Source organism: Aestuariibius violaceus (assembly GCF_040779325.2).
GTDB classification, from domain to species: Bacteria; Pseudomonadota; Alphaproteobacteria; order Rhodobacterales; family Rhodobacteraceae; genus Aestuariibius; species Aestuariibius violaceus.
Genome location: NZ_JBFONT020000004.1, coordinates 107,468 through 133,296 on the forward strand (window position 1 = coordinate 107,468; position 25,829 = coordinate 133,296).

The window sequence follows — 25,829 nt, forward strand, 5'->3', positions numbered from 1 at the left end:
CCGGGCCTCACACCCGGACCCGCGTCGCACCTGTGACGGTGCTGCCGACATCCCGGGCCACGGCGCGTCCGCTGCGGATGGCGCCCTCGACATAGCCCCAGAACGTGTCCGACAACTCCGCCCCCGCAAAACGCACAGGCCCGTCCCAGCGCGACAGCCGCTCGACTGCGTCGCGGCACCGGCCAAGGCGCACAGTGGCGTTGTACCCGCCGCCGACCCAGGCGTCGTCGATCCAGAGGGCTTCCGCCACCTGCTGCGGGGCGGCGGCGGTCGGCCCCAGGGCGCGCGCAAGATCGTCCAGCAGCTTCGCGCGGCGCTCCTCGGGCGGCAAAGCGGCACGCAACCGCGCCTCCGGCCCGCCAAGGAATGCGGTCAGCCGCGGCGGCCCGCCATCCCCGGGGCTGGTATCGAGGACCTCCAGACCGGGCGGATCGGCGAAAGACACGGCTCCGCTCAACCCGTCCAGCCGCCAGAACGCATCACCATAAAGAAGAACGGTCTTGATCATGTCCCCCGCCTCGAACGCGTCGAGCAGCGATCGAAGCTCTACCTCCCGATCCATGCCGAATGTGATCCCGCGGGCCACGGGCGGCGGCACGGCCACGATGACGCGGTCGCACAGCAGGCGCCCCCTGGCCGAGTTCACCTCGACCCCACCGTCACTCACCTGCACCTCCCGCACGGACGCCTCCAGCAGGGGTTCGTGCCGAAGCTTCCGGGCAAGTGCCGCGACGATCCCGCCCATCCCGCCGGCCAGCTGGAACTCCGCATCGTCCCGGTCGGACGCATAGCGCAGAAAGGCGGCCCGGATGGCCACGGCATCCAGCGCCTCGGGCGCGGCACCGGTCAGTTCGCACATCATCGCATAGGTCAGCGCCGCATCCTCCTTGCAAAGCAGCATCCCGTCGATAGCCGCTGCCAGGCTGCCCGCCGGCGCCGTCCCGCGGGAAACCGCACGGCTCACCGCGCGGCCGGCCTCGCCCACGCCCTCCCACGGGGTGGTCCACCAGCGATAGGTCTGCCACAGGGCGCGCAGGATCTCCTTCGGGCTGTCCCAGCGCACGATCTCGGCCTCCAGCAATTCGAAGATCTCCTCAGCCGAGATCAGCTCGCTCCGGGACAACACCTCGCCGCCCACCACACAAAGATCGCGGCCCCCGCCCGGGATCGGATGGCAGGCCAGCCCCGCCTCCCGCGCGAGCGCCAGAACCGCCGTCATGTCCCCGTTCACCAGCTGCGCGCCGCGGTCGAACGCGCCGCCATCGGGAAGGCTTACGGTGTCGACCCGCCCGCCAAGCCGCGCCTGCGCTTCCAGAATGCGGCAGGAGAGGCCCTGCGCCTCGATCTCGACCGCCGCCGAAAGCCCGGCAGCCCCGCCTCCCACCACGACGACATTGACAGTCTCGACCATCTGCCCCAAGCCTCCATCAGTTGAGCAAGTGTTCAATTGAGCACTTGCTCAACAACTTCGAATTGTCAAGCGAGGGTGTCCATGACGCGCATTTCAGGGGCCGATCGGCGCCAGCAGATCATCGAGGCCGCCCATGCGGTGATCCTCGAAAAAGGCCTCGCCCAGGCCGCCACGCGCGATGTCACCCGGCGGCTCGGGGTCGGATCGGGCCTACTGCACCATTACTTCAAGTCCTGGCAGACCCTGCGCGCCGAAGCGGTCCGGCACTCGGTCGAAAGCGAGATTGCCCAGCTGCAGCAGACGCTCGACCGTACTCCCCCACCTCAATGGATCGAGCTGCTGGTCGACTGGATGACGGCGGACGGTGATCTTCACCACTGGAGCCTTTGGCTGAACGCAGTCGACGAAGCCCGGCGCGACACCGAACTCGCCGAGGTCGTGAGGGCCGCTTACATCCAGTGGCAGCAAGTCGTGATCCGGATCATCGATCGCCTGGTCGAGGACGGCATCGGGCACCGCCCCGGCACTCCGGCCGCCGCCGGGCGCCTCTGCGCCCTCGTCGACGGTCTCGCTGGCGCCGTCTTTCTGGGAGAGCAGGTGATGACGCCGCAGACCGCAAAATCGATCCTGCGCGATCAGATCAAACTGGACCTCGGGCTCTCCTCCTGAACAGAGCCCGGCACCCCGAACTCACGCGCCCAGGACAGACCTACCAAGCCCCCCGCTGCCGCGCTATCACAGCCCAGCCCTTGCAACTCCCCGCACACGGCCAATCTCTTGAGACAGCCCCCATCCGGATAGAGCCCCATGACCGACACCTTCCGCCCCTTCGAGACCGCCTTCGACCGCGACACCGCGCTGCGCCACCTGCAAGAGGCCACCGCGGGCGCCGATGACGGCGAGCTCTTCGTCGAACGCCGCCGGTCCGAGATGCTGTCCTTCGATGACGGCCGGGTCAAAACCGCCAGCTACGATGCCTCCGAAGGCTTCGGCCTGCGCGCCGTCCACGGCGAAACCTCCGGCTACGCCCATTCAACCACGCTCGATGAACACGCGCTCAAACGCGCCGTCTCCACCGCCCGCCTCGCCGTGGCCGACGGCGGCGGCACGCTGGCCGACGCGCCCGCGCAGACCAATCGCAAGCTCTACACCGACGCCGACCCGATCCTCGATGCGACCTTCCCCGCCAAGATCGACACGCTGAAAGAGATCGACGCCTATGCCCGTGGCCTCGACCCCCGTGTCGTTCAGTGCTCCGTCAGCCTCGCCGCCTCGCATCAGGAGGTCGCGATCCTCCGCCCCGACGGCACGCTCGCGACCGACATCCGCCCCATGGCGCGCCTCAACGTCTCGGTCATCGCCGAAGAAAACGGCCGCCGCGAAACCGGCACTGCCGGCGGCGGCGGGCGCCACGGCCTCGCCCAGCTGATCGACCCCACCCACTGGCAACCGCTCGTCCAGGAGGCGCTTCGCATCGCCACCACCAACCTTAGGGCCGTCCCGGCGCCCGCCGGCGTGATGGACGTCGTCCTCGGCCCCGGCTGGCCCGGCATCCTGCTGCACGAGGCGATCGGCCACGGCCTCGAAGGCGACTTCAACCGCAAGGGCACCTCGGCCTTCGCCGGGCTGATGGGCGAACGCATCGCCGCCCCCGGCATCACCGTCCTCGACGACGGCACGCTCCCCGACCGCCGCGGCTCCATCACCATCGACGACGAAGGCACCCCCTCCTCGGCGACCACCCTGATCGAGGACGGCATCCTTGTCGGCTACATGCAGGACCGCCAGAACGGCCGCCTCACCGGTACCGGCTCCACCGGCAACGGCCGCCGCCAGAGCTTCGCCCACCCGCCCATGCCGCGGATGACGAACACCTACATGCTGGGCGGCCAGACCGACCCGAAAGACCTGCTGACAGACCTCAAGGACGGCATCTGGGCGGTCGGCTTCGGCGGCGGCCAGGTCGACATCACCAACGGCAAGTTCGTCTTCTCCTGCACCGAGGCCTACCGCGTCCGCGACGGCCAGGTCGGCGAACCCGTCAAAGGCGCGACCCTGATCGGCGACGGCGCCACCGCGCTGCGCCAGATCCGCGCCATCGGCAACGACATGGCGCTCGACCCCGGCATCGGCAATTGCGGCAAGGCGGGCCAATGGGTCCCCGTCGGCGTGGGCCAGCCGTCGATGCTGATCGGCGGTCTCACAGTCGGCGGCGCAGCCACCTAGGAGGCCCGCGCACCTCCGCACAGCCCCTGTTCGCGCGTTGCGCGACCGGGGCCGCACCTTACGTCATCCGGCAGATCCCCCGCCCAAAGGAGCTGCCCCGATGCCCCGCCAGATCTCCCGCCGCGCCCTCCTCGCCCAAACCGCCGCCCTCGCGGCGCTCGCCCCCAGCGCCATGGCCACCACCCCCATGGCGACCGAACAGGTGCCGGGCGTCTACCGCACCCGCCTCGGCGCGTTCGAGATCACCACCCTCTTCGACGGCGAGCTGCGCCGCCCCATCGACGACACCTATATCCGCAACGCGCCTTTCGCCGACGTGCAAGCAGCACTCCAAACCGCGCTCCTGCCGACAGAGTTCATCGACAACCCCTACACCTTCACCGCGATCAATACCGGGGCGCAGCTGATCCTCGTCGATACCGGCACCGGCGACCTCTTCGACCCCTCCATCGACCAGGGTGCCCGCAGCCTCGCCGCCGCCGGGATCGCGCCCGAAGATGTCGATCTCGTCGTCTTGACGCACTACCATCCCGACCATGTCGGCGGCCTGACCAATCCCGACGGCACCCCCGCCTTCCCCAATGCCGAAATCCTGTTCCCGGAGGCCGAACACCAGTTCCTCTTCGATCCCGCCCGCACCGGCCAACTGCCCCAGATGATGCAAAACTTCGCCGACCAGGCCCGCACCAAGCTCTCCGCCTACGAAGGCCGCCTGCGCCTGATCACCGACGGCGAGGAAATCGCGCCCGGCATCACCGCCCTTGCCTCTCCCGGCCACACGGCGGGCCACATCGTGCTCCACGTCGAAAGCGAGGGCGAAGAACTCCTGATCCTCGGCGATACGGTCACCTATCCCGCGCTCTTCGTCGCCAACCCCAATTGGCACGTCGTCTTCGACGCCGACGGCCCTCAGGCCACTGAGACCCGCATCGCCCTCCTCGACCGGGCAGCGGCGGACGGCGCGCGGATCATCGGCTATCACTTCCCCTTCCCGTCGATTGGCCGCGTCGCCGCAACCGGGGACGGCTTCGCCTACGTCCCCGAACGCTGGTCCGGCATTCTCCGCTAGGCTGCCAACCGCCGCCCGCGTTCCGCAGGCACAGCGCCCGACGCGCCGGTCTCCGCCGCCCTGGCGGGCTGTCATAGGCACGCAACACAATTCGTGGTTTAATAGAGGGGTATTTTTGACGTTAAACGGTAGTCTTAAGGAGTTTTCCCCATGCAGATCCGGCTCGCCACCTGGAACATCGAACATTTCAACGCGCTGTTCACCGCCGACAACCAGCCCACCCCGCCCGATCCCGACAAAGAAACCCGCTACCGCGTCACCGCGCAGGAACAGCTCGACGCCGTCGCCCTTGTCATCCAGGAGATCGACCCCGACATCCTCCTCGTGATCGAGGCGCCCGGCACCACCACCTCCGGCACGCGCGACACGGTCACGGCGCTGAAAAACTTCGCGGCAGACCGAAACCTGCGCTGCAGCGACGCCGCCATCGGCTTCAATTCCAGCGGCCAGCAGGAAATCGCCCTGATGTTCGACCCGGCCAAGGTCACCGTCGCCCACGATCCCGCCGGAAAGCCGCTGGCGATGACCGAAGCCGCGCTTCGCGACCTCTCTACCGAAGAGCGCGCACAACAGCTCCCCCTCGCCCTCGATACACTCCGCGGCCGTAAAATCGACACAGCGCCCCGCTTCGACACGGTCTATCCCTTCGACAGCGAAGATGACCGCCTCCTCGAGATCTACCAGTTCACCCGCCCGCCTTTCGAGGCGCGGATCGGCCTCCTCGACGGCGGCACCGAGGTCTTCACCTTCCGGATGATCGGCGCCCACGTGAAATCGAAAGGTGTCTTCGATGTCTCCGACGAACTCAGGGACGAGATCAAGGATCTCTCCAACCGCCGCCGCATTCTCGCCGAAAGCCAGTGGATCCGCGACCGGGTCGACGAATATCTCGACGACGGCGAACCGGTCGTCGTGGCCGGCGATTTCAACGACGGCCCCGGCCTCGATTTCTACGAACGCCGCTTCGGCCGCTCCGGGGTCGAACTCACAGCGGGCGTTCTCGGCGATCCCGACCGCATCCTGCGCACCCAGACACTGAAACCCAAATGGTCGGGCTCCAGCGGCTGGACGCCTGCAACCGCCAGTTTCTACCAGCGCGACACCGGCAAGTTCCTGAACGCCCTGATCGACTTCATTCTCGTCTCGGAAAGGATCTATCGCCTCGCCGATCCCGCCTCCGATCCCTGGCGCATCTGGAATCCCTTCCGGCCCCGCAGCGCCTTCGAGGATCAGCCAGAGCTCAAAGCCGCGCTCAAGGACGCCTCCGACCACTTCCCCGTCACCTTCGACTTCGAGGTCTCGGGGTCGGCCTGAACATCGGGGAAAGACCCATCGCCCGTCACGCATGACTCGCCTCGGGGCTTAACCTCTCGACAACACTTCCGGACCGTGCGGCGCGTTAACCCCGCTCCGTTGCCCGCGAATGTCCGACAGAAAGCCGACGCAAAGCCGACCGGATGCCGCAGTGCCATTTCGGCCTTATTCCCTGCATTAACAGATGAGTCGCGCCCGCCCCCGGGTTGCGCGGCCCAAAACCACAGCCCGCGCGCCTAACCTCTCGGCAAGGTTTCACCCGCCCAGAAGCGCATCGGCCAGCGCATTCATCAAGGCATCCCCCTGCGCCCCCATCGGCGCGTTCAGCGTTACGGTGATCACCAGATCCCGCTCGGGGATCAGAGTCAGAACCGCATACCACATGGTATTCGACCCGTTATGCCAGACAGCGGTCAGCCCATGGGTCCGCATCTCCTGAACGACCCAGCCATACCCATAGTTTTCCGCCTGTCCGTCCCGCATCCGCAGGCAAGCCGCCGTGCTCAGAAATTCCGGCCGCTCGCCGCGGCACGCCGCCACATGCACCCGGCCCCATTCGAGCAAGTCATTGAGAGACATGTGCAAAGTGCCCGCAGGCCCCATCCAGGGCGGATTGTCCGACCGGGCATCGCCTGGATCGACAGCCGTCAGATATCCGACAAAGCTCCGATGCCCCCACGGCGTGCCCGGACCATCGGGCGCCCCCGCCCCGAGGCTCGTCAGCCCCAGCGGTCCGGCAATCTCCTCGGCGACCAGAGCTTCCCAGTGCCGCCCGTCCAGCGTCTCCAGGACATGCCCCGCCAAGACATAGCCGGTATTGGAGTACCGAAACGTCCCGCGCTCGCCCCGGATCGGCTTGCCCCAGGCCGCCTCCAGCAACCGCCGCCGCTCCGCCCGCGCATCCGTCTCCTTCGACAAAAAGGCCCGATACGGCAGGTTCGGCGGCAAACCGGAGCGGTGCCCAAGCAACTCGTCCATGGTGATCCGCCGCCAGTCGGGATGCATCCCCTCCGCAAGATCCGGCAGAATCGCCTCCAAAGGTGATTTCAGATCAAGGGCTTGCCCCTCAACCCTCCGCATCGCGAGGGTCGCCGTGACCGACTTGGTGATCGACCCCACATGCCAGGTGGCATCCTCGGGGACCGCCTCCGCCGATCCCTTGAACCGGTTGCCCCGCACCAAAAGCGTGGGTGCATCATCTCCGAACGCAAATCCAGCACCGACCGCGACCGTCCCCATCCCGCGGGTTTCCGCCTCGAACACCGCCTGAAACCGCGCCGCCGGGTCTGCGACGCCCACCGTTGCAGCAGCACAAAGCGCAAGACTTGATAAAATAGCACCTCGTCCCCGCCAAGCGCGCCCTCGCGCGGCCGGGCGGGCGGGCGTCGTGCGCAGCACGCGGGCGCCCGCAGCGGCCATCTCAGCCTCCGATCAGCGGGATCTGCGGCGCCGCCTCGGCCGGCAAAAGCCCCCGCAGCCGCGGATCGTCGAACACTTCCACCGATCGCTTATAGGGGCGGAACCCCATCTTCCGGTAAAACCCCAGCGCCCCAGGCGAATCGAGCGTGCAGGTATGCAGCCAAACCCGCTTGGCTCCTCCCTCCACCGCCCGAACGAAGGCCTGAGCCATCAACCAGCGCCCAAGGCCGCGTCCCATCGCCTGCCTTGACAGGCCGAAAAACGCGATCTCGCACGCGCTCTCCGCGTCGAATTTCAACTCCAGAACGCCCGCTTCGTGTCCGTCACATTCAAGAACGAACAGCACCACCCCCGGCGCGCTCAACGCCTTCGCCAGATCCGAGGGGGACAAGGCGAGGCGCGAGGCCCACAGCCACTCCGATCCTACCCTCCGGAAAAGCCTGCGATAGGCGTCCGGATCCGGCTTCGACACCTCGCAAAGGCGGACGCCTTCGGGCGCAGAGGTGACAGGCGACAGGTCCCGCAACGCACGATCGAGATAGGTGACAACGGCCGCAACCTTGCCCGCGGGCACATCGAAATATCCATCGCGCAGCTCCATTCGCCGGACGATAGAGCCATGACGCAGCCGGCAGCAATCCCTCCGCATTTCTTTCTTCGTGTTTACCTTCAGTTAACCGCGTTGCCGTATCACTGGAATTGCAACAGGCGGAGCTGCCGTTTTTGACCGAGGCCCGGACATCTTCCGCAGAGACCCACGACCCTTCCACCCAGAAGGGTTCGGACCTCGACTGGCTCCGCCTGCTGCGCTCCCGCCGCGTCGGCGTCTCGACCTTCTTCCGCCTTCTCGCCGAACATGGCAGCGCCCGTGCCGCGCTGGCCGAACTCCCCGCCATCGCCCGGGCAGCCGGGATCGACGATTATGCCCCCTGTCCCACCGCCGTCGCCCAGACCGAACTCAAGGCGGGCCAGTCCGCCCGCGCCACGCTGATCCGGTGGGACAGTGGCGCCTACCCGGCCGCCTTGCGCGAGATTGACGACCCGCCCCCGCTTCTCTGGGCGGTGGGTCGCGTCGACCTGCTAAACGCGCCTGGCAAGATTGCCCTTGTCGGTGCCCGTAACGCCTCCTCCCTCGGCACCCGCATGGCCGCCTCGCTTGCGGGCAAGCTTGGCGCGGAAGGCAAGATCATCGTCTCGGGCCTTGCCCGCGGCATCGATACCGCCGCCCACAATGCGGCGCTTGACACCGGAACGATCGCGGTCGTCGCAGGCGGGGTCGACATCTGCTATCCGGCAGAAAACATGAACCTGTTCGACGGGATCCAGCACAAGGGCCTGATCCTGTCGGAACAGCCGATGGGCCTGCAGCCCCAGGCGCGCCACTTCCCGCGCCGCAACCGGATCATCTCGGGCCTGTCCCAAGCCGTCGTCGTGGTCGAAGCGGCCGCGAAATCCGGCAGCCTGATCACCGCCCGTACCGCGCTCGATCAGGGGCGGGAGGTTCTGGCCGTCCCCGGCCACCCCTTCGACGCCCGCGCCGCAGGCTGCAACATGCTGATCCGCGACGGGGCGCGCCTCGTCCGCGGCCCCGCCGACATCCTCGAAAGCCTAACCCCCGAACAGCCGCTTGCCGAGCAACTCCCCCTGCCCGATCCGACACCGCCCAAACGCACCCTGCGGGAAACGGCGGCGATCCACAGCCAGATCCTCGCCCGCCTCGGGCCGTCACCGGTCGCCGAGGATCAGCTCATCCGCGACTTGTCAGGCCCAGCGCAGGAAGTCACACCAGCCCTTGTCGACCTCGAACTCGACGGCAAGATCCAGCGGCACCCGGGTGGCCTGCTTTCGCGACCCTAGGGGCAAACGCCGCTCAGGAACGCCGCGTAGTCGTCGCAATAGGCCTCAGCCGCCCACCACGCATCGGTCGCTCCGATCTCATAGACCTCGGGCCGCCACTGGCCGCCCTGACGATAGAGAAACGCCACCATCTGCGTCCCGTCGAACAGCGAAAACGGCTCGTTGTCGCGCAGCACCATGGGCGTCTGGTTCAACGCGATCCGCCGCCCGCCCGGCCGCTGGGCGTTCACGATCGCAAATCCCCGGTCGCCCTCATACAGCAGCGTGTCGACCACGAACTCCACCGGCGGCCCCAGATCGTATTCCGCGAACGGCCGCAGCGCATCCAGCATGTCGCGCCGCAAATCGGACCCGCGCGGCGGCTCGGCTGGTGCCGCGGCCGAAACCCCTGCCAGACAAAGAAGAAATGCGCTCAAGATCCCACGCATCCTGTCCTCCTACCTCTCATTCCCGTACCGCGGGCAGCGATTGCCCGCATTGACAAAGCCCCCGTAGACCCCACATCTCTCGCCGCCACGAGCCTCCGTTCCCCGAAAGGATCTTCATGCCCGTCGTCGTCGTCGAGTCACCCGCGAAGGCAAAGACCATCAACAAGTATCTCGGCCCCGACTATACCGTGCTCGCCTCCTATGGCCATGTCCGCGACCTTCCTGCAAAGGACGGATCGGTCGATACGGATCACGATTTCGACATGACGTGGGAGGTCGCGCCGGAAAGCAAGAAGCATGTGAAGGCGATCGCCGATGCCCTGGCCGAAGACGGCGAACTGATTCTCGCAACCGACCCCGACCGCGAAGGCGAAGCGATCTCCTGGCACCTGCAGGAGGCGCTGACCAAGCGAAAGTCGATCAAGAAGGACACGCCGGTCAGCCGCGTGGTCTTCAATGCAATCACCAAGACCGCCGTGACCGAGGCGATGAAGAACCCCCGCAAGGTCGATATGGAACTGGTCGAGGCGTATCTCGCCCGCCGCGCGCTCGACTACCTCGTGGGGTTCAACCTCTCGCCCGTCCTCTGGCGCAAGCTGCCCGGCGCGAAATCCGCAGGACGGGTCCAATCGGTTGCCCTGCGCCTCGTCGTCGAACGCGAGATGGAGATCGAGGCGTTCCGGCCGCAGGAATACTGGTCGGTCAAAGCCATCTTCGTCACCCCCCGCGGGCAAGACTTCGAAGCGCGGATGACCGTCCATGGCGGCAAGAAGCTCGACCGCTTCGATCTGGGCGATGCAACGGCGGCGGAGCTTGCCGTTAATGCCGCCGTAACCCGAAGCTTCCAGATTGCCAGCGTCGAGGCGAAACCGGGCACCCGCAATCCCGCGCCGCCCTTCATGACGTCGACCCTGCAACAGGAGGCATCGCGCAAATTCGGCTTCGGCGCCAAGCAGACGATGAGCGCCGCGCAACGCCTCTACGAGGCGGGCCACATCACCTACATGCGGACCGACGGGATCGACATGGCGCCAGAGGCCGTGATGGCTGCCCGCGATGCGATCAAGGCGGTCTACGGGGAAAACTACCTCCCCAATTCGCCGCGCATGTACAAGAATAAGGCCAAGAACGCGCAAGAGGCGCATGAATGCATCCGGCCCACGGACCTGGCCGCCTCGACCGACAAGTTGCGCATCTCCGACGCCGACCAGCGCAAGCTCTACGACCTGATCTACAAGCGTACCATCGCCAGCCAGATGGCCGCGGCAAAGCTGGAACGCACGACGGTCGAAATCGAAAGCGCCGACAAACAGGTCGGCTTCCGCGCCACCGGCCAGCGCATCGTCTTCGAGGGCTTCCTCAAGATCTATGTCGAGGGCCGTGACGACGTGACCGACGATGACGAAGGCATCCTGCCTCAGATCATGCAGGGCGAACCGGCAGAGTTCGCCGCCGCGACCAAGCTGTCCGAGGACTACGCCAAGGCCGGCGCCAAATCCGACGACGTGATTGACGACGCGCCCGCCGCTTCCGGCCTGCAATCGAACGGCCACGCGATCCTTGCGGACAAGGCGGTGCTTGGACTGCAGCACCACACCCAGCCGCCGCCCCGCTATACCGAAGCGACGCTGGTCAAACGGATGGAAGAGCTCGGCATCGGCCGCCCCTCAACCTACGCGTCGATCCTCGACCGGATCCAAGACCGCGGCTATGTCCAGAAAGACCGCAACCGCCTGATTCCAGAGGATAAAGGGCGTCTTGTCACTGCCTTCCTTGCCAATTACTTCAGCCGATATGTCGAGTACGACTATACCGCCTCGCTCGAGGAGGAGCTCGACGACATCACCGCCGGGGAACGCGACTGGAAAGAGGTTTTGGCCCGGTTCTGGCGCGATTTTTCCGCCGCCCTGTCCGAGACGTCAGAGCTGCGCATCACCGACGTCCTCGAAAAGATCAACGAGATCCTCGAACCCCATCTCTTCCCGGCGAAACCCGACGGCTCGGACCCGCGCCTCTGTCCCAATTGCGGCGAAGGGCGCCTGTCGATGCGCACCGCCCGCTCCGGCGGGGCCTTCATCGGCTGCTCGAACTACCCGAATTGCCGCTATACCCGCCCCTTCGGCCCGCCCACCGACGACACCGCCCCCACCTCCGGCATTCCGCCCGAAGGCAAGATGCTGGGCGAGGATCAGGGCGATCCGATCTGGCTCCACGATGGCCGCTTCGGGCCCTATGTCCAACGCGGCGAGGTCAGCGAAGAGAACAAGAAGCCACCCCGCCAGTCCGTCCCGAAGGACTGGCCCATCGACACGCTCGACCTGGAAAAGGCGCTGATGCTGTTGAACCTGCCGCGTGAAGTCGGCCCCCATCCCGAAGACGGCGTGATGATCTGGGCCTCCATCGGCCGCTACGGCCCCTTCCTGCGCCACAGCGAGGATCCGGCGAAAGGCGGCAAGACCGCCAACCTGCCCGAGGTCGACGACGTCTTCACCATCGGCATGAACCGCGCGGTCGAGGAGCTGGCCAAGAAACCCACGCGCGGCGGCCGAGGCCAAACTGCCAAGCCCTTGAAAGAGCTAGGCGATCATCCCGAGAACGGCGGCCCGGTCAACGTGATGGAAGGTCGCTACGGGCCTTACGTGAAATGGGATAAGATCAACGCCACGATCCCCAAGGGCATCGACCCCCAAGCCATCACGATGGAAGAGGCTGTCGCCCTCGTTACTGCCCGGGCAGCAAAATCCGGCAAGAAGCCGGCGAAAAAGAAAGCCGCCCCGCGCAAGAAGGCCGCGACGAAAAAGCCGACTGCGGCAAAGGGATAGGACGGCTCGATCTGAGGGCTCAGGACATATGTGGAAGCCAGACTACGGCTGATCCGGACCGAGAAAATCTACCTAAGAGAGAAATTCGAGAGCGAGTAACCCTTCTTGAGCGAGACAGACCGCAGTTTTCTGGAAATGTTGCTTGAAATCAGGGCGGTATGACGAATCTCTAAGGGGTGTCTGCTTTTAGGTGACGTTGGGTCGTGCTTCGCGTTGACATTCCGCGATCCCTCACGCCACAACGGCTTGAGGGAGATTTTGAAGGGCTCTGGGATGCAGAAGATCTATGCCGACGCGAACGAAGCGCTCGACGGGCTTCTTTTCGATGGCATGTTCATCGCCGCGGGCGGCTTCGGTCTATGCGGCATCCCCGAACTCCTGCTTGCCGCCATCAAGGACGCCGGCACCAAGAACCTCACCTTCGCCTCTAACAATGCCGGCGTCGACGATTTCGGCATCGGCATCCTGCTGCAGACCAAGCAGGTCAAGAAGATGATCTCATCCTATGTGGGCGAGAACGCCGAATTCATGCGCCAGTATCTTGCCGAAGAACTCGAGATCGAGTTCAACCCCCAAGGCACTCTCGCCGAACGGATGCGCGCCGGTGGCGCCGGGATCCCCGGCTTCTATACCAAGACCGGCGTCGGCACCGTCATCGCCGACGGCAAGGAACACAAGGATTTCGACGGAGAGACCTACGTCCTCGAACGGGGGATCGTGGCAGATCTGTCCATCGTCAAGGCGTGGAAGGCGGACGATACGGGCAACCTCGTCTTCCGCAAGACCGCCCGCAATTTCAATCCCCCTGCCGCCATGTGCGGCAAGGTCTGCGTCGCAGAGGTCGAAGAGATCGTGCCCCGGGGCTCTCTCGATCCGGATCATATCCACCTCCCGGGCATTTATGTTCACCGGTTGATCCAGGGAGATCACGAAAAACGCATCGAACAGCGCACCATACGGGAGAGTTGAGCCATGAAGGATTTTGATTTGCAGGATACGCAGAAAACTCGGAAGCAGATATCCGAAGAGTTTTACGGCTGGATCCTCGAAGCGCGGAAACTCGTCGATTCTCACTTCCCGAACGAGGCGAAGGGCGCCCATAACTCGCTGGTGATCGAAACCGCCAAGGCGCTGATGACCATGAACAAGATGGACGCGATGCATACGGCCGTTGATGCGCTCCGCAAGGAATTGATCGAAGGAAACTGACCAAGATGCCCTGGGATCGCAACCAGATGGCGGCGCGCGCCGCTCAGGAGCTTGAGGACGGGATGTATGTCAATCTCGGCATTGGCATCCCCACGCTCGTGTCGAACCACATCCCCGAAGGCATCGACGTCACGCTCCAGTCCGAAAACGGGATGCTGGGCATGGGCCCCTTCCCGACGGAAAACGAGGTCGATCCCGACCTGATCAATGCCGGCAAGCAAACGATCACCGAGCTTGAACGGACGAGCTATTTCGACAGTGCAACCAGCTTCGGCATGATCCGCGGCGGCAAGATCGCGATGGCGATCCTCGGCGCGATGGAAGTGGCCGAAAACGGCGATCTCGCCAACTGGATGATCCCCGGCAAGCTGGTCAAGGGCATGGGCGGCGCGATGGACCTCGTCGCGGGCGTCGGTCGTGTCGTCGTCGTGATGGATCACACGAACAAGGCGGGTGAATCGAAGATCCTCGACCGTTGCACCCTGCCGCTGACGGGGACCGGCGTCGTCGACCGGATCATCACCAATCTCGGCGTCCTCGACGTGACCCACAAAGGCCTGCATATCGCAGAGCTCGCCCCCGACGTGACGCGGGACGAGATCGTGTCGAAGACGAAGGGCAAGATCGTCTGATGCCCGCCCGGGCCCGCCGATGACCGGCGACAAAATCACCAAAGAGGTCGATGGCAGCAAGGGCCGCTACGTCTATCGCGACGGTGATGACGAGGCCGAACTCACCATCTCGATCCTGTCGCCGAAACTGGTCATCGCAGACCACACCGGCGTCCCGCCCGCGTTCGAAGGCCAGGGGATCGGGCTGAAGCTGCTGGAACGCCTGATCGCAGACGCCAAAGAGGACGGCTTCAAGATCGTTCCCCTCTGCCCTTTCGTGAATGCCCAGCGCCGCCGCCATCCGGAATGGGCCGATCTCTTTCAGGCATAAGCTGAAGCGCCGATACAAATCTGCCGAAAGGCTCCATATTGTTGCCGGAATTGATCCCTACTGGCAGCGTCGATGGCATCCTCTAGCACCACCATGACAGCCCCCTCCCCGGCGCCAAACCGGCGCTGGCGCGACCTTGCACTGATCGGCGGGCTTCTGGTGCTCGTCCTTGCGGGCCTTGCAGGGTTGGCCATCGCGACCGGGTGGGAGGAAACACGCGCCGAACTCGCCAAGTTCGGCTGGGCGCAGGTCGGCATCCTGCTTGTCCTGTCGCTGGTCAATTACGGAATGCGCGCCGTCCGTTGGCATCTCTTCACACGCCGCCTGGATCTGCCGACCCATCTCGGGCAATCGATCCGCCACTTCTTCGGCGGCTTCGCCATGTCCGTGACGCCGGGCCGTGTGGGCGAGCTCATCCGCCTCCGCTGGCTCTCCCGCGAAACCGGCGCCTCCCTCGACCGGACCGCGCCACTCGTTCTCGTCGACCGTGCCGCCGATCTCGCCGCGATGGGCCTTGCCCTCGGCCTGACGCTCGCCCTCGGTGCCGGCGGCATCGCATACGCCACCCCCGTCGCCGCGCTCGCCGTCGCTCTCGCGGTGATCGTCACCCGCCCCGCGCTTCTCTCCCGCATCGTCACCTTGACCTTCCGCCTCACCGGCCGCGCCCCGCGCCTGATGTCCCGCGCCCGCCGCGCGGCCCTGTCGCTCGGCCTCTTCACCGAACCCAAGCTCCTGACCGCCGTCGGCCTCCTCTCCCTCTTCGGCTGGCTGGCCGAGGGCTATGCCTTCCACCTTCTCCTCGTCTGGTTCGGGGCAGAGCTCGACATGGCGACCGCCATAGCGATCTTCCTCTTCGCGACCCTCGCGGGAGGCCTGACCGGCGCCCCCGGCGGCCTCGGCGGGGCCGAAATCGCCATGGTCGCCCTGCTGACCCTCAAGGGCATCTCGCCCGAGGTCGCCATCGCGGCCACCTCCATCATCCGATTGACCACCCTCTGGTTCGCGATCGCCATCGGCCTGGCCGTCTTCCCCATCGCCGAACGCAAAGCCGCAAAGGCCCTCTGATGCGCTGGAAATCCGACACCTATACCGGCTGGGGCCGGGCCCTCTCCGCGGCGGGTGAGAAAGCCCGCCCTGAACGGCAAAACCACCTCGCCGCCATCGCCGCCTCCGAACCGGCGCCTGCCATCGGCAATTGCCGCAGCTACGGTGATGCCTGCCTGAACGACGGCGGCAAGGCGATTGACACGACCAAGCTCGACCGCATCCTGTCCTTCGACGCCGAAACCGGCATGGTCGAGGTCGAGGCCGGCCTGACCCTGGGCGATCTCGCCAAGATCTACGCCCCCCAGGGCTGGCTGCCCGCCGTCATGCCAGGGACGGGCTTCGCCACTGTGGGCGGCGCGATCGCCATGGACGTCCACGGCAAGAACCACCACAATCTCGGCTCCTTCGGGCAGCATGTCGAAGACATCACCCTGCTGCAGGGCGACACTGAGCGCACCATCACCGCCAAGAACAAGGCGCTTTTCCAGGCGACAATCGGCGGCCTCGGCCAGACCGGCATCATCTCCAAGGCCACGCTCCGCCTCCAGCGCTGCAAGGGCGACGTCATGATGGTGACCGAGCGGCGGGCCGAAGGCTGGGACCAGTTCCTCGACCTCCTCGACCGCAGCGAAGCAACCTATACCGTCGGCTGGATCGACGCGACCGCCCAAGGCGACAAACTCGGCCGTGGTATCCTCGAAGAGGCTGAAACCGGCGCGGGCCTCGTCCCCGCCCCGAAGAAATCCAAGGCCATCCCCACCGATGCCCCCGGCTTCGCCCTCTCGAAACCGATCGTCCGCACCTTCAACGAGGCCTATTATCGCCGCGTCCCCGCCTCCGGCCGGACAGTCGTCAAACCGATCCAGGACTTCTTCTTTCCCCTCGACCGTATCCACGACTGGAACCGCCTCTACGGCAAGCGCGGCTTTCACCAGTTCCAATGCGTCGTCCCCATCGCCGAGGCGCCAGCGCTCCGCGCAATGCTCGACCTCATCGCCCAAAGCGGCCTCGCCTCGCCCCTTGCCGTCCTCAAGCGCATGGGGCCTGGTCGCGCCGGCTACCTCAGCTTCCCGATGGAGGGCTACACGCTCGCCGTCGATTTTCCGAACAGCACTGAGGCCCGCAAACTGATCACCCGCCTTGAGGAGATGACAACCGAAGCAAGCGGCCGCATCTATTTCGCGAAGGATGCCCTCGCGACGCCCGAGCGTGTCCAGGCGATGTATCCCGACCTGTCCCGCTGGCAGAAGGAGGTCGCCAAGGCCGACCCCGGCGGCGCGCTGGCCACCGATCTCATCCGCCGCCTGAAGCTGAGGGACCCTGCATGAGCGATACCTGGATCATCCTCGGCGCGACGTCCTCCATCGCGCGCACCACCGCCCGCCGTCTGGCGGAAAACGGTGCAACCCTCCTCCTCGCCGGGCGCGACATGGTCGACCTCGAAGCGACCGCCGCTGATGCAAAGGCCCGCGGCGCAACGGCGGCAGAGGCCGTCGCCTTCGACGCCCGCGATCCCGCCACCTTCCAGCCGATCCTGGACCGGGCCGCGAAAGAGGACGGCACGCTCAACTGCGCCGTCTTCGTCGGCTCCATGCCCGAACAATCCGAGATCGACGCAAACCCCGCCCTCCTCGACGGTGTCATCACCGACAGCTTCACCGGGCCCGCAGGCTTCCTTCAGCGTCTTGCCCCGATGATGGAGGAACGCTGCAGCGGCACAATCATCGGCCTCAGCTCCGTCGCCGGCGACCGGGGCCGCCTCGGGAATTATGTCTATGGCGGTGCGAAATCCGGCTTCACGACCTATCTTAGTGGCCTGCGCAACCGCCTCGCCCGCTCCGGCGTCCACGTCGTGACAGTCAAGCCGGGCCCGGTCGACACCGCGATGACCTGGGGCCTAGACGCGCTGCCCTTTATGACGACGCCCGAGAAGGTGACCGACGATATCCTCAAGGCCGCACGCAAGAAGAAGAATGTGGTCTACACGGCCGGCATCTGGCGCCTGGTCATGCTCGTGATCCGCGCCGTGCCCGAGCCGATCTTCAAGAAGATGAAGATCTGAAGCGGGGTCAGAGCCCGAACCACTCCGCCCAAAGTCCTGCCGCATAGAACATCAGCGACAGGGTGATCAGCAGGATACCTAGCCCCATCCGGTCCCGAAGGGCAAAGACGATGGGGTCGTAGTCCTGCCGCCCCTCCCAACCCAGCTTGACCATCCGGATCAGCCAGGCCGCGATCGGGATCAGCGCCACCCACAAGAGCCACCGCGTCGGATAAAGCACCTGAGCCTGCGCGCTGAACGAATAGAGCAGAAAGATCACCAACGCGCCGACCGTCCCGATCCCCGCCATGTTTAGCAGATCACCCCGATCCGTCCGGCCATAGCCACGTCCCGGCAGCCGCTCGTCCGAGGTGGCCAGCGCCAGTTCCGTCAGCCGCTTGACGCAGCCAAGCGTCAGGAAAACGGGAAAGATGAAGACCAGCATGAAGATCGACGCATCAACCCCACTCGCCGCTGCCCCTGCAACAACCCGCAGCGTATAGAGCGTCGCCAGTACTGCGATATCAACCCAGCGCATCCGCTTGAGCTTCAGCGAATAGCTCAACGACAACAGCATGTAGAGCGCAACAATTCCCAAGAATCCGCCACCCAAAGCCGCCCCAATCCCGAGGGCAATCAATCCAGATACCGCGCTCGCGACCATCCCGATCCGGATGGGCACCTTGCCGGATGCGAAAGGGCGATTGCACTTCGTCGGATGCAGGCGATCCGCCTCGAGATCGAGCAGGTCGTTGACGATGTATATGCTCGACGCAGCAGCCGAAAACGCGACAATCCCGAGAAGCACAAGAAAGAAAGTCGAAAAGGCAAAGTCATGCGCCGCAATCGCAGGCAGAAACAGCAGGATGTTCTTGACCCACTGATGGGGCCTCAGCGCCTTCCAGAGATCACGGGGGGCCCATCCCCCGTCGAGTTCGGTGACAACGCGGCCTTCCTCGCGCAGAACCTCGGCCGAGGCCGGATCGCCAACGACAATCGCCTCCTTCCCGGACCGCCAGACGGTCAGATCCGCCGCCTCGTTGCCCGCGTAGTCGAACTCGCCCTCGCCATAGCGTTCGACCAGCGCTTCGGCCTTCTGCGGCCCTTTCAGGTTTCGTCCGTCGGCTGTTCCAAGCGGTGGCTCCTCAAACCCATGATGGTCCGATAGCGCTGCGATGAGCCGGCGATCAGAAGCCGAGGCCAGCCCAATCGGCCGCCCCGTCTCGCGCGCGGTCTTTATGATACCATCGATCTCCGGCGAGACCGGCATAAGATCAAGGCGCGGTTGGGTGATGTCCACGAGCGCCGCTTTCAACGCAGCCGGATCACGAAAATGACCGAGAGCAGCGCGCAGTGTCGGCAGTGGTGCGCGCCCCAACCCTAGCCAGAACGTCTCGAACAACAGATCGGTCCGCAGAAAGGTCCCGTCTACATCGAGAATCAGCGGCCGCCTTGTCTCGCTCAAACTATCCGCCCGTTACCGCAAAGACGCAGCCGTCATCCAGAAAGTCCGGCGGGGTGACACATAGCCCTCGCGCCACCGACCACGCAGCCAGCACCTTTGGCACGTAGTTGCGCGTCTCTTCATAATCAGGAACGCCGCCCGCCCGTTTCACAGCATTCTCGCCCGCGTTATATGCGGCAAGCGCCAAAATAGGGTCGCCATCGAACTCCGTCATCAGCCAGTCAAGATAAGCGATCCCGCCGCGGATATTCTGATGAGGATCAAAGCTGTCTGTCACGCCAAAGCGTTCTGCAGTGCCCGGCATCAACTGCATCAGCCCCTGCGCACCCGCATGGCTGACGGCATCGGCCCGACCGGCGCTTTCCGTCGCAATGACAGCGACGACGAAAGCAGGCGAAACCTGGGTGCCAAGCGTTTCCGACAAAATGGAGATACCGTAATTTGCGGCAATGTTCTGCATGAACTGGAGCCGTGGTCGACCGACACCACGCCCTTCGGCGCTATCGGCCATATGTTCGATCGCGGAAACGGCGCGCGCGAAGGGTTCTTCCTCGAGGCCGGGAGAAACGGCTCTCCAGAACCAATCGGCATGGTTCCGTCCCGCTACCGCGGGTTCCGCTGAGGGTTCGTCGGGTTTCGGCTTCGGAGCTGCGACAGCGAGCGTGGGCGGGTCTGCCTGAACCGTGATGCGGCTTGATCCGGCTTGTGGCAACCCGACGCGCCGAAAGGTGAAGTCACCCGAATGGGGATCGGATTGCGCCGATACGGCGACCGGCACAACGGCAATTGTTGCCGCAATGCCAAGCGCTAGTAGGAACCTGCTCATGCTCCGAACATCCTGCCCGGTTATCGTTGAGGCTTTGTACCGTAGAGTTAACGTTTGAACAGGACTAGAAGGCCGCAAATAAGGCAAAACCGCCAGATTCGACGCGTTTTTGCAACGTCGGCCTCAGTCCTATCCTGTTACGCCTGAAGGGCGGAGGTTAATTTTCTCTTTCATTTCATAATGTTAGCGATTGTTTCCAGGAATACCTTGAAAAAGTCAGGTCTCGCTAAATTCACGCCAAAGTCTGGCCCGAATCCATTGGCTATATCGGGTCATCCCAGACGGGGTCGGGCTACAGTGAGGTCAGCCTGATGCGAACCGGCACGGGTATTGAAGATAACTGAGCGAACATCCTCTGGAGGGATATAATATGACCAAGTTTCTCGCCAAGTTCCGCAAGGACGAAGACGGCGCTGTCACGGTTGACTGGGTTGTCCTGACGGCTCTCGTCGTCGGCCTGGCCATCGGCCTCCTGGCACTGATCGAGACTGCTGTGGACGGTCTGGGTTCTGACATTGCGACCGCTATTGACGGCGTGGACCCGAACACAGCCACTCCGTAATCAACTATAAGCCTTTTTGATTGCCTTGATTGGCAAATCTTTGGCTTGAACTAACTTGGCCGCGATCCAATCTTGATCGCGGCCATTTGTTCTTTTTCATTTGAGCCGCAACGTTCTGACGTAAACTGCCGGACATGCGAGCGACGCCAAAGTGAGCAAGATCGACCTGCCGCGATCAAACCTTCCCACAACCTAGATAATGCCACAATCCACTACCATTTCTCCGAGCAGTGGTGGGGGTTGGCTCGGTCAACTCTGGGAGAAGGTAGTGTTGGGAATTCTGAAGAGCTTCCGCGAAGATGAAAGTGGCGCCGTTACCGCAGACTGGGTTGTCTTGACTGCGCTTGTGGTCGGGCTCTCCATTGGTCTGCTGGCGGTTATCACCGAAGCGTCCAACCAGGGAAAGAGAAATATTGCATCTGCAATCAACACTGTCACAATCGATTGAGTGGAGTGGATCCGCAGTCACGTTGACTGCACAGAACGCACGATTGCTCCATTCGCCTAGACATGAAAGGCCAATAGAATGAGAGCGGTTTTTCTCTTGGTGCTTCTCCTCGGGCTTGGCTTGGCCGGTGGGGCAGTTTACCTCGCACAAGACTATATGGCGGCGCAGGATGCTGCTCGACAGCAGCTCGAAGCCGAGCGTGCACAGATGGTCAGGACGGTTACGGTGATGGCCGCGGCCAATTCGCTGGTCTATGGCCAAGAAATTCGCCGCGAAGACCTAAAGGAGATCCAGTATCCTGAGGCATCTCTCCCGGAGGGCATCTTCAAGACGCTGGAAGAGGTATTTCCGCAAGGCGAAAGTGTTCTTCGATATGCGATCCGCCCGATCGAGCCCAATGAACCGCTGATGTCTATCAAGACTACTGAGCCAGGTGAAATCGCTGGCATCTCACAACTCCTTTCTCCGGGAATGAACGCTTTCGCGGTTGCGGTTGATGCCCAGCGAGGCGTCTCAGGTCTCTTGCGTCCAGGTGATCGGGTGAATGTGTACTGGACCGGTAGCGTTAGAGGACGAGGTACCGATTTCACGCAGTTGATCGAGAGCAACGTTCGTATCATCGCGATCGACCAAACATCGGATCAGAACTTCGCGGGCACGCGGGTGGCACGGACTGTGACTGTCGAAGCGACGCCCCAACAGGTCGCCGCACTTACACAGGCCCAGAATACGGGACGGATCTCACTCTCGCTGGTTAGCCAGGACGAGCAGCAGACGGCACAAGGCATCGAGATCGATACCAACAGCCTACTTGGTATCCGAGAAGAAACTCCGGTCCAGGCGCCAGAAGCGCGTCGCTGCTATATAAACCAGCGTGGCGGCGGACAGATAACCCAGATCGAAATTCCCTGTAGAGACTAGACTTTAGTTGTCAGAACAGTGTTGACCGCCGCTCAGCCTCAGCGCGAGCGGCGGTTTTGCATTTTCCGACCTGTTGCGATTTATCCACATCAACTTCCCGCCCTAGGTTATTGATTCTTGATTTAATTTTCCGCCCCGTGCAGGTTTTGCGCAGGCAGGCGTCAGACCTGCATTTCGGGCGTGATCACAGAGGCAGGTCCATGACTTATGATAGATACCTGAAGGCAGCCCTCATCGGGCTTACGGTTGCGGCCTCGTCCGTGACCGCCATTCCGGCGCAAGCCGAAACACTGCGTGTGATGCGCGGTACACCGTCCAGCGCGCTCAGCGTTCCGGTGAACCGCGCAGTGGTCGTCGAAAGCGACGTCCCGTTCACCGAACTTAGCATTGCCAATCCCGGCATTGCTGACATCTCCACCCTGTCGGACAGAACGATCTACGTTCTCGGCAAGATTCCTGGTCGTACGACACTGACCCTCTTGGGCGCAGACGGGCGGCTTATCACCAACGTCGATGTCCACGTGACGCCGGACATCGCCGAGTTCAAGGAGCGGCTCAGCCAGATCCTTCCCGGCGAAAAAATCGAGGTTCGTACGGCCAATGACGGCATTGTCCTGTCGGGCACTGTCTCTAGCACTGCGAGACTCGATCGGGCTCTCGACCTCGCCAACCGCTACGCACCTGACCGGGTTTCGAACCTGATGGTCGTCGGTGGTGTCCACCAGGTCATGCTGAAAGTGCGCTTCGCAGAAATGCAGCGGACGGTGAGCAAAGGCCTTGAGGGCGGCATCGCGATTACTGACGGTGGCAACGTTGACTACGTCGCCGGCGGCGGCAGCGGCGGGCTTACCGTGACTGGCGCAGATTCCGATGGGATCGGGAGTATCGCGTCGGTACTCACCCTGGGCGAAAATATTGGCGGGATCGCCGGCGCCTTCGAGATTGGCGACATTGCCGTGGATGTTCTTCTAGAGGCACTAGAGAACAAGGGGCTTGTTCGCACACTTGCAGAGCCGAACCTGACGGCACTGAGCGGCCAAGAGGCGAACTTCCTCGCGGGAGGCGAATACCCGGTTCCGGTTGCCGACGAAGACGGCATCTCGATCGAGTTCAAACCTTTCGGTGTCGAGCTGTCTTTCGTTCCCACTGTGGTCGATGGTCATACGATAAATCTTGAAATGAAGACTGCGGTTAGTTCGATCGACCCATCGAACCGGCTCGTCATCAACGATGAATTCGTGGTTGACGCCTTCCGTCGCCGCGAAACCTCGACCACGGTCGAGCTTCGTGATGGGGAAAGCTTCGCGATCGCGGGTCTTCTTCAGGATGACTTCCGGGATGCAGTCGCTCAGGTTCCGTGGCTCGGAGACATCCCGGTTCTCGGTACGTTGTTCCGCAGCACTGAGTACAGCCGCGAACAAACCGAACTGGTGATCATCATCACGCCGCATCTTGTGACCCCGACCCGCGGAGAGGCCTTTGCCCTTCCGACCGATCGGGTGCGCATCCCCACCGAGGGCGAACTCTTCCTCGGCGGTCGTATCGGCATCGCAACAGGCCAGCCGCTTGGCGGCGCAGCAGGAGAGGTAGCGCAGCAGGACTTCAACGGGTCCTACGGCTATGTGATGGACTGATGGTACATACAGGAAAGAGCGAGGGCAAAGCCATGAAATACCTCTTTGCATCGGTGGCGCTGCTGGCAGTCTCTGCCTGTAGCGAACAGGCCGGGTCCCAACTTGACCTCGGAACGTTCGGCAACGCGACCATGAACAACCACCTGGTCATGACCGGGCAACGCGACTACGCCGTCGCCCTCTCGCGGAAGTTTGCCGCAGAGGTTCCGACAATGGTGAACTTCGCGTTCGACTCGACCGTGCTCGACGCAGAGGCTCAGGCGATCCTCCGGCAGCAGGCGGACTTCATCCGCCAGTTCCCGGAACTCCGCTTCAAGGTCTTCGGGCACACTGACCTGGTCGGCTCCAACGCCTACAACCAACGGCTCGGTCTTCGCCGCGCCCAGGCTGTGGTTGCCTTCCTGACCAGCCAAGGCGTCAGCCGCTCCAGGCTTGAAGCGGTCGTCTCCCGCGGGGAAACTCAGCCGCTGGTCGTGACGGAGGGACGCGAAATGCGGAACCGCCGTACGGTAACCGAGGTTTCGGGCTTCGTCCGGAACCACCCGGCGGTTCTGAATGGGAAGTATGCCGAGGTGATCTTCCGCGAATACGTCGAAAGCGCGACGCGTCCGCCGCAGCTGACGACGATCGGTCAAGATATCGGCGAGATCGCTGTTGGCGGATAACACCGCGACATAGATTGCATGCAGCTCATTTGACGGCCCTCCCCAATCGGGAGGGCCGTCAACATTTCGGGCTTCTGACCGCTAATGTCTCCCCACTCCGCACAATTGGATTTTTTTGGCCCAAATCTCGCCAAGTTTCCGCGCAACTGTTTCCACAACGGGAGAGGCGTGTGCGCGAATCTGCGGCCGCCTCGGCGGGGATGTCGCTGATCGGATAGGTGTTCGCACCGCGCGGTTGGCCGGATCTCCGTTCTGGCCTGCGAAAGGGATACCTGCCGATGTCGAGCAACGCCGTCTTGCAAACCGAACCTCAGCCGATCGTCGCCTGTACGATCAGCCGCGATGTCCAGCGCTTCGATCTTCTCATCGAAGACATGGAGTCTGTCCTGGGCGAAAGCTGGGGCGACCTCACCTTCGACGATGCGATCGCGTTTCTCGATCAGCCCGAAGCGGCCCAACTGGAATTCGTCGCCGTCGCGGTTGATGATCGGGATGAAAGCTCTCTCGCGCTGATCACCGATATCGTGAAGGCCGCGAAGCAGAAGAAGCTCAAGGTCATCGTGATCGCCGACGACATCACGCCCGGCGCGCTTCATACGCTCATGGGCAAAGGCGGTGACGAGTTCGTCCCCTACCCCCTTCCGGAAGGTGAGCTTGCCAACGCGATCGAGCGTATCCGCCGTCCAGATCCCATTGCCGCCTTGCCGGAAGAGATGCAGGCACAGATCAAGAAGACAGGCAACAAGGACGGCAAGGTCATCGCCGTGCACGGCATGGCAGGTGGAACCGGCGCGACGCTCACCGCAGTCAACCTGGCCTGGGAACTGGCCAATACCGGGCGCAAGAAGGAACAGCCCGAGGTCTGCCTGATCGATCTCGACCTCCAGCAGGGCAGCGTTGCGACCTATCTCGACCTGCCCCGGCGGGAAACCATCTTCGAGCTTCTGTCAGACACTGAGAACATGGACAGCGAATCGTTCGTCGACGCGACCGTGACCTATGGCGAGAAGATGCAGGTTCTCACCTCGCCGACCGAGATGCTGCCGCTCGATTTCATCGACCCCGCAGATGTCGAGCGCATCGTCGAAATGGCACGGACCAATTTCGACTTCGTCATCATCGACATGCCCTCGACTATTGTTCCCTGGACGGAAACGGTGCTGAACGCGGCGCAAATCTACCTGGCAACGCTCGAGCTCGAAATGCGGTCGGCTCAGAACACCCAGCGGATGAAGCGCCTCCTGCAATCGGAAGAGCTACCGTTCGAAAAGTTCCGCTTCATCCTGAATCGCGCTCCGAAGGGCATGGATCTGAACGGCAAGAGCAGGGTGAAACGGCTGGGTGAATCGCTTGGCATCTCTCTCGAAGTTCATCTGCCAGACGGCGGCAGGCAGGTTGTCGAGGCCTGCGACCACGGCGCACCGCTGGCCGAGTTCGCAGGCAAACTGCCGCTTCGCAAGGAATTCTCAAAACTGGCGCAATCGATCTACGAAGTCAGTCGCGCTGAAGCCGTCGCTCAATAA

General features: G+C 63.7%; 25 protein-coding genes. 19 read left to right on the plus strand and 6 right to left on the minus strand.

Translation table 11 applies throughout. The features are described 5' to 3' along the window. Positions 1-7: 7 nt before the first annotated feature. Positions 8-1,411: a flavin monoamine oxidase family protein gene (locus AADZ90_RS14415; RefSeq protein ID WP_367310826.1), complete on the minus strand. Its 1,404-nt coding sequence runs from the start codon at positions 1,409-1,411 to the stop codon at positions 8-10. A gap of 81 nt (positions 1,412-1,492) precedes the next feature. Between AADZ90_RS14415 and AADZ90_RS14420 the strand changes: the two genes are divergently transcribed. The 4 genes from AADZ90_RS14420 (at position 1,493) to AADZ90_RS14435 (ending at position 6,020) form a co-directional block, all read left to right on the plus strand. Next, positions 1,493-2,080 (plus strand): TetR/AcrR family transcriptional regulator, encoded by a 588-nt coding sequence (locus tag AADZ90_RS14420; RefSeq protein WP_367310825.1) that lies wholly within the window; start codon positions 1,493-1,495, stop codon positions 2,078-2,080. Between the two features lie 138 nt (positions 2,081-2,218). Continuing rightward, the gene (locus tag AADZ90_RS14425; RefSeq protein WP_367310824.1) at positions 2,219-3,637 is read left to right on the plus strand and encodes a TldD/PmbA family protein; all 1,419 of its coding nucleotides are present in this window, start codon (positions 2,219-2,221) and stop codon (positions 3,635-3,637) included. A gap of 100 nt (positions 3,638-3,737) precedes the next feature. Then, positions 3,738-4,706: an MBL fold metallo-hydrolase gene (locus tag AADZ90_RS14430; RefSeq protein WP_367310823.1), complete on the plus strand. Its 969-nt coding sequence runs from the start codon at positions 3,738-3,740 to the stop codon at positions 4,704-4,706. Positions 4,707-4,856: 150 nt separating this feature from the next. Continuing rightward, a complete protein-coding gene (locus AADZ90_RS14435; protein WP_367310822.1) occupies positions 4,857-6,020 on the plus strand; it encodes an endonuclease/exonuclease/phosphatase family protein in 1,164 nt (387 codons plus the stop codon). A gap of 255 nt (positions 6,021-6,275) precedes the next feature. On the opposite strand, the gene AADZ90_RS14440 is transcribed toward AADZ90_RS14435, so the two are convergent. Together AADZ90_RS14440 and AADZ90_RS14445 are read right to left on the minus strand one after the other, a co-directional pair. Beyond that, entirely contained in the window at positions 6,276-7,439 is a 1,164-nt protein-coding gene (locus tag AADZ90_RS14440; protein ID WP_367310821.1) for a serine hydrolase domain-containing protein, read from the minus strand. Between the two features lies 1 nt (position 7,440). Continuing rightward, a complete protein-coding gene (locus AADZ90_RS14445; RefSeq protein ID WP_367310820.1) occupies positions 7,441-8,040 on the minus strand; it encodes a GNAT family N-acetyltransferase in 600 nt (199 codons plus the stop codon). 122 nt (positions 8,041-8,162) lie between these two features. Here AADZ90_RS14445 and dprA point away from each other — a divergent pair, with 122 nt between their 5' ends. Next, a complete protein-coding gene (gene dprA, locus AADZ90_RS14450; protein ID WP_367310819.1) occupies positions 8,163-9,296 on the plus strand; it encodes a DNA-processing protein DprA in 1,134 nt (377 codons plus the stop codon). Here dprA and AADZ90_RS14455 read toward each other — a convergent pair. Beyond that, entirely contained in the window at positions 9,293-9,724 is a 432-nt protein-coding gene (locus AADZ90_RS14455; RefSeq protein ID WP_367310818.1) for a hypothetical protein, read from the minus strand. The genes dprA and AADZ90_RS14455 overlap by 4 nt on opposite strands. Before the next feature lie 116 nt (positions 9,725-9,840). Here AADZ90_RS14455 and topA point away from each other — a divergent pair, with 116 nt between their 5' ends. The 8 genes from topA (at position 9,841) to AADZ90_RS14495 (ending at position 17,806) form a co-directional block, all read left to right on the plus strand. Next, positions 9,841-12,546 carry a type I DNA topoisomerase gene (gene topA / locus AADZ90_RS14460; protein ID WP_367310817.1) on the plus strand — a complete coding sequence of 902 codons (2,706 nt, stop codon included), beginning with the start codon at positions 9,841-9,843 and terminating at the stop codon, positions 12,544-12,546. 273 nt (positions 12,547-12,819) lie between these two features. Further along, a complete protein-coding gene (locus tag AADZ90_RS14465) occupies positions 12,820-13,515 on the plus strand; it encodes a CoA transferase subunit A (protein ID WP_367310816.1) in 696 nt (231 codons plus the stop codon). Positions 13,516-13,518: 3 nt separating this feature from the next. Then, positions 13,519-13,755: a hypothetical protein gene (locus tag AADZ90_RS14470; protein ID WP_367310815.1), complete on the plus strand. Its 237-nt coding sequence runs from the start codon at positions 13,519-13,521 to the stop codon at positions 13,753-13,755. A 5-nt stretch (positions 13,756-13,760) separates the two neighbouring features. Then, the gene (locus tag AADZ90_RS14475; RefSeq protein WP_367310814.1) at positions 13,761-14,387 is read left to right on the plus strand and encodes a 3-oxoacid CoA-transferase subunit B; all 627 of its coding nucleotides are present in this window, start codon (positions 13,761-13,763) and stop codon (positions 14,385-14,387) included. 19 nt (positions 14,388-14,406) lie between these two features. Further along, complete coding sequence (locus AADZ90_RS14480) at positions 14,407-14,697, plus strand: GNAT family N-acetyltransferase (RefSeq protein WP_367310813.1); 291 nt, start codon at positions 14,407-14,409, stop codon at positions 14,695-14,697. A gap of 93 nt (positions 14,698-14,790) precedes the next feature. Then, positions 14,791-15,762, plus strand: a complete 972-nt coding sequence (locus tag AADZ90_RS14485) for a lysylphosphatidylglycerol synthase transmembrane domain-containing protein (protein WP_367310812.1) — start codon at positions 14,791-14,793, stop codon at positions 15,760-15,762. Then, positions 15,762-17,072: an FAD-binding oxidoreductase gene (locus AADZ90_RS14490; protein ID WP_367310811.1), complete on the plus strand. Its 1,311-nt coding sequence runs from the start codon at positions 15,762-15,764 to the stop codon at positions 17,070-17,072. The genes AADZ90_RS14485 and AADZ90_RS14490 overlap by 1 nt, the downstream gene beginning before the upstream one ends. Continuing rightward, a complete protein-coding gene (locus AADZ90_RS14495; protein ID WP_367310810.1) occupies positions 17,069-17,806 on the plus strand; it encodes an SDR family NAD(P)-dependent oxidoreductase in 738 nt (245 codons plus the stop codon). Before AADZ90_RS14490 ends, AADZ90_RS14495 begins: the two co-directional genes overlap by 4 nt. A gap of 7 nt (positions 17,807-17,813) precedes the next feature. Here the strand turns inward: AADZ90_RS14495 and AADZ90_RS14500 are convergent, their stop codons facing one another. Then, positions 17,814-19,250, minus strand: a complete 1,437-nt coding sequence (locus tag AADZ90_RS14500; RefSeq protein ID WP_367310809.1) for a UbiA family prenyltransferase — start codon at positions 19,248-19,250, stop codon at positions 17,814-17,816. A gap of 1 nt (position 19,251) precedes the next feature. Next, on the minus strand, positions 19,252-20,076 hold the full coding sequence (locus AADZ90_RS14505; RefSeq protein WP_367310808.1) for a lytic transglycosylase domain-containing protein: 825 nt from the start codon (positions 20,074-20,076) through the stop codon (positions 19,252-19,254). Positions 20,077-20,446: 370 nt separating this feature from the next. On the opposite strand from AADZ90_RS14505, the gene AADZ90_RS14510 reads away from it, so the two are divergent. The 6 genes from AADZ90_RS14510 (at position 20,447) to AADZ90_RS14535 (ending at position 25,829) form a co-directional block, all read left to right on the plus strand. Further along, entirely contained in the window at positions 20,447-20,638 is a 192-nt protein-coding gene (locus AADZ90_RS14510) for a Flp family type IVb pilin (RefSeq protein ID WP_367310807.1), read from the plus strand. Positions 20,639-20,906: 268 nt separating this feature from the next. Further along, on the plus strand, positions 20,907-21,086 hold the full coding sequence (locus AADZ90_RS14515; protein WP_367310806.1) for a hypothetical protein: 180 nt from the start codon (positions 20,907-20,909) through the stop codon (positions 21,084-21,086). A gap of 78 nt (positions 21,087-21,164) precedes the next feature. Further along, on the plus strand, positions 21,165-22,007 hold the full coding sequence (gene cpaB, locus AADZ90_RS14520) for a Flp pilus assembly protein CpaB (protein WP_367310805.1): 843 nt from the start codon (positions 21,165-21,167) through the stop codon (positions 22,005-22,007). Between the two features lie 200 nt (positions 22,008-22,207). Further along, positions 22,208-23,641 (plus strand): type II and III secretion system protein family protein, encoded by a 1,434-nt coding sequence (locus AADZ90_RS14525; RefSeq protein WP_367310948.1) that lies wholly within the window; start codon positions 22,208-22,210, stop codon positions 23,639-23,641. 32 nt (positions 23,642-23,673) lie between these two features. Further along, positions 23,674-24,306, plus strand: coding sequence for an OmpA family protein (locus AADZ90_RS14530; RefSeq protein ID WP_367310804.1), 633 nt, complete (start codon positions 23,674-23,676; stop codon positions 24,304-24,306). Between the two features lie 278 nt (positions 24,307-24,584). After that, on the plus strand, positions 24,585-25,829 hold the full coding sequence (locus AADZ90_RS14535; RefSeq protein WP_367310803.1) for a CpaE/TadZ family protein: 1,245 nt from the start codon (positions 24,585-24,587) through the stop codon (positions 25,827-25,829).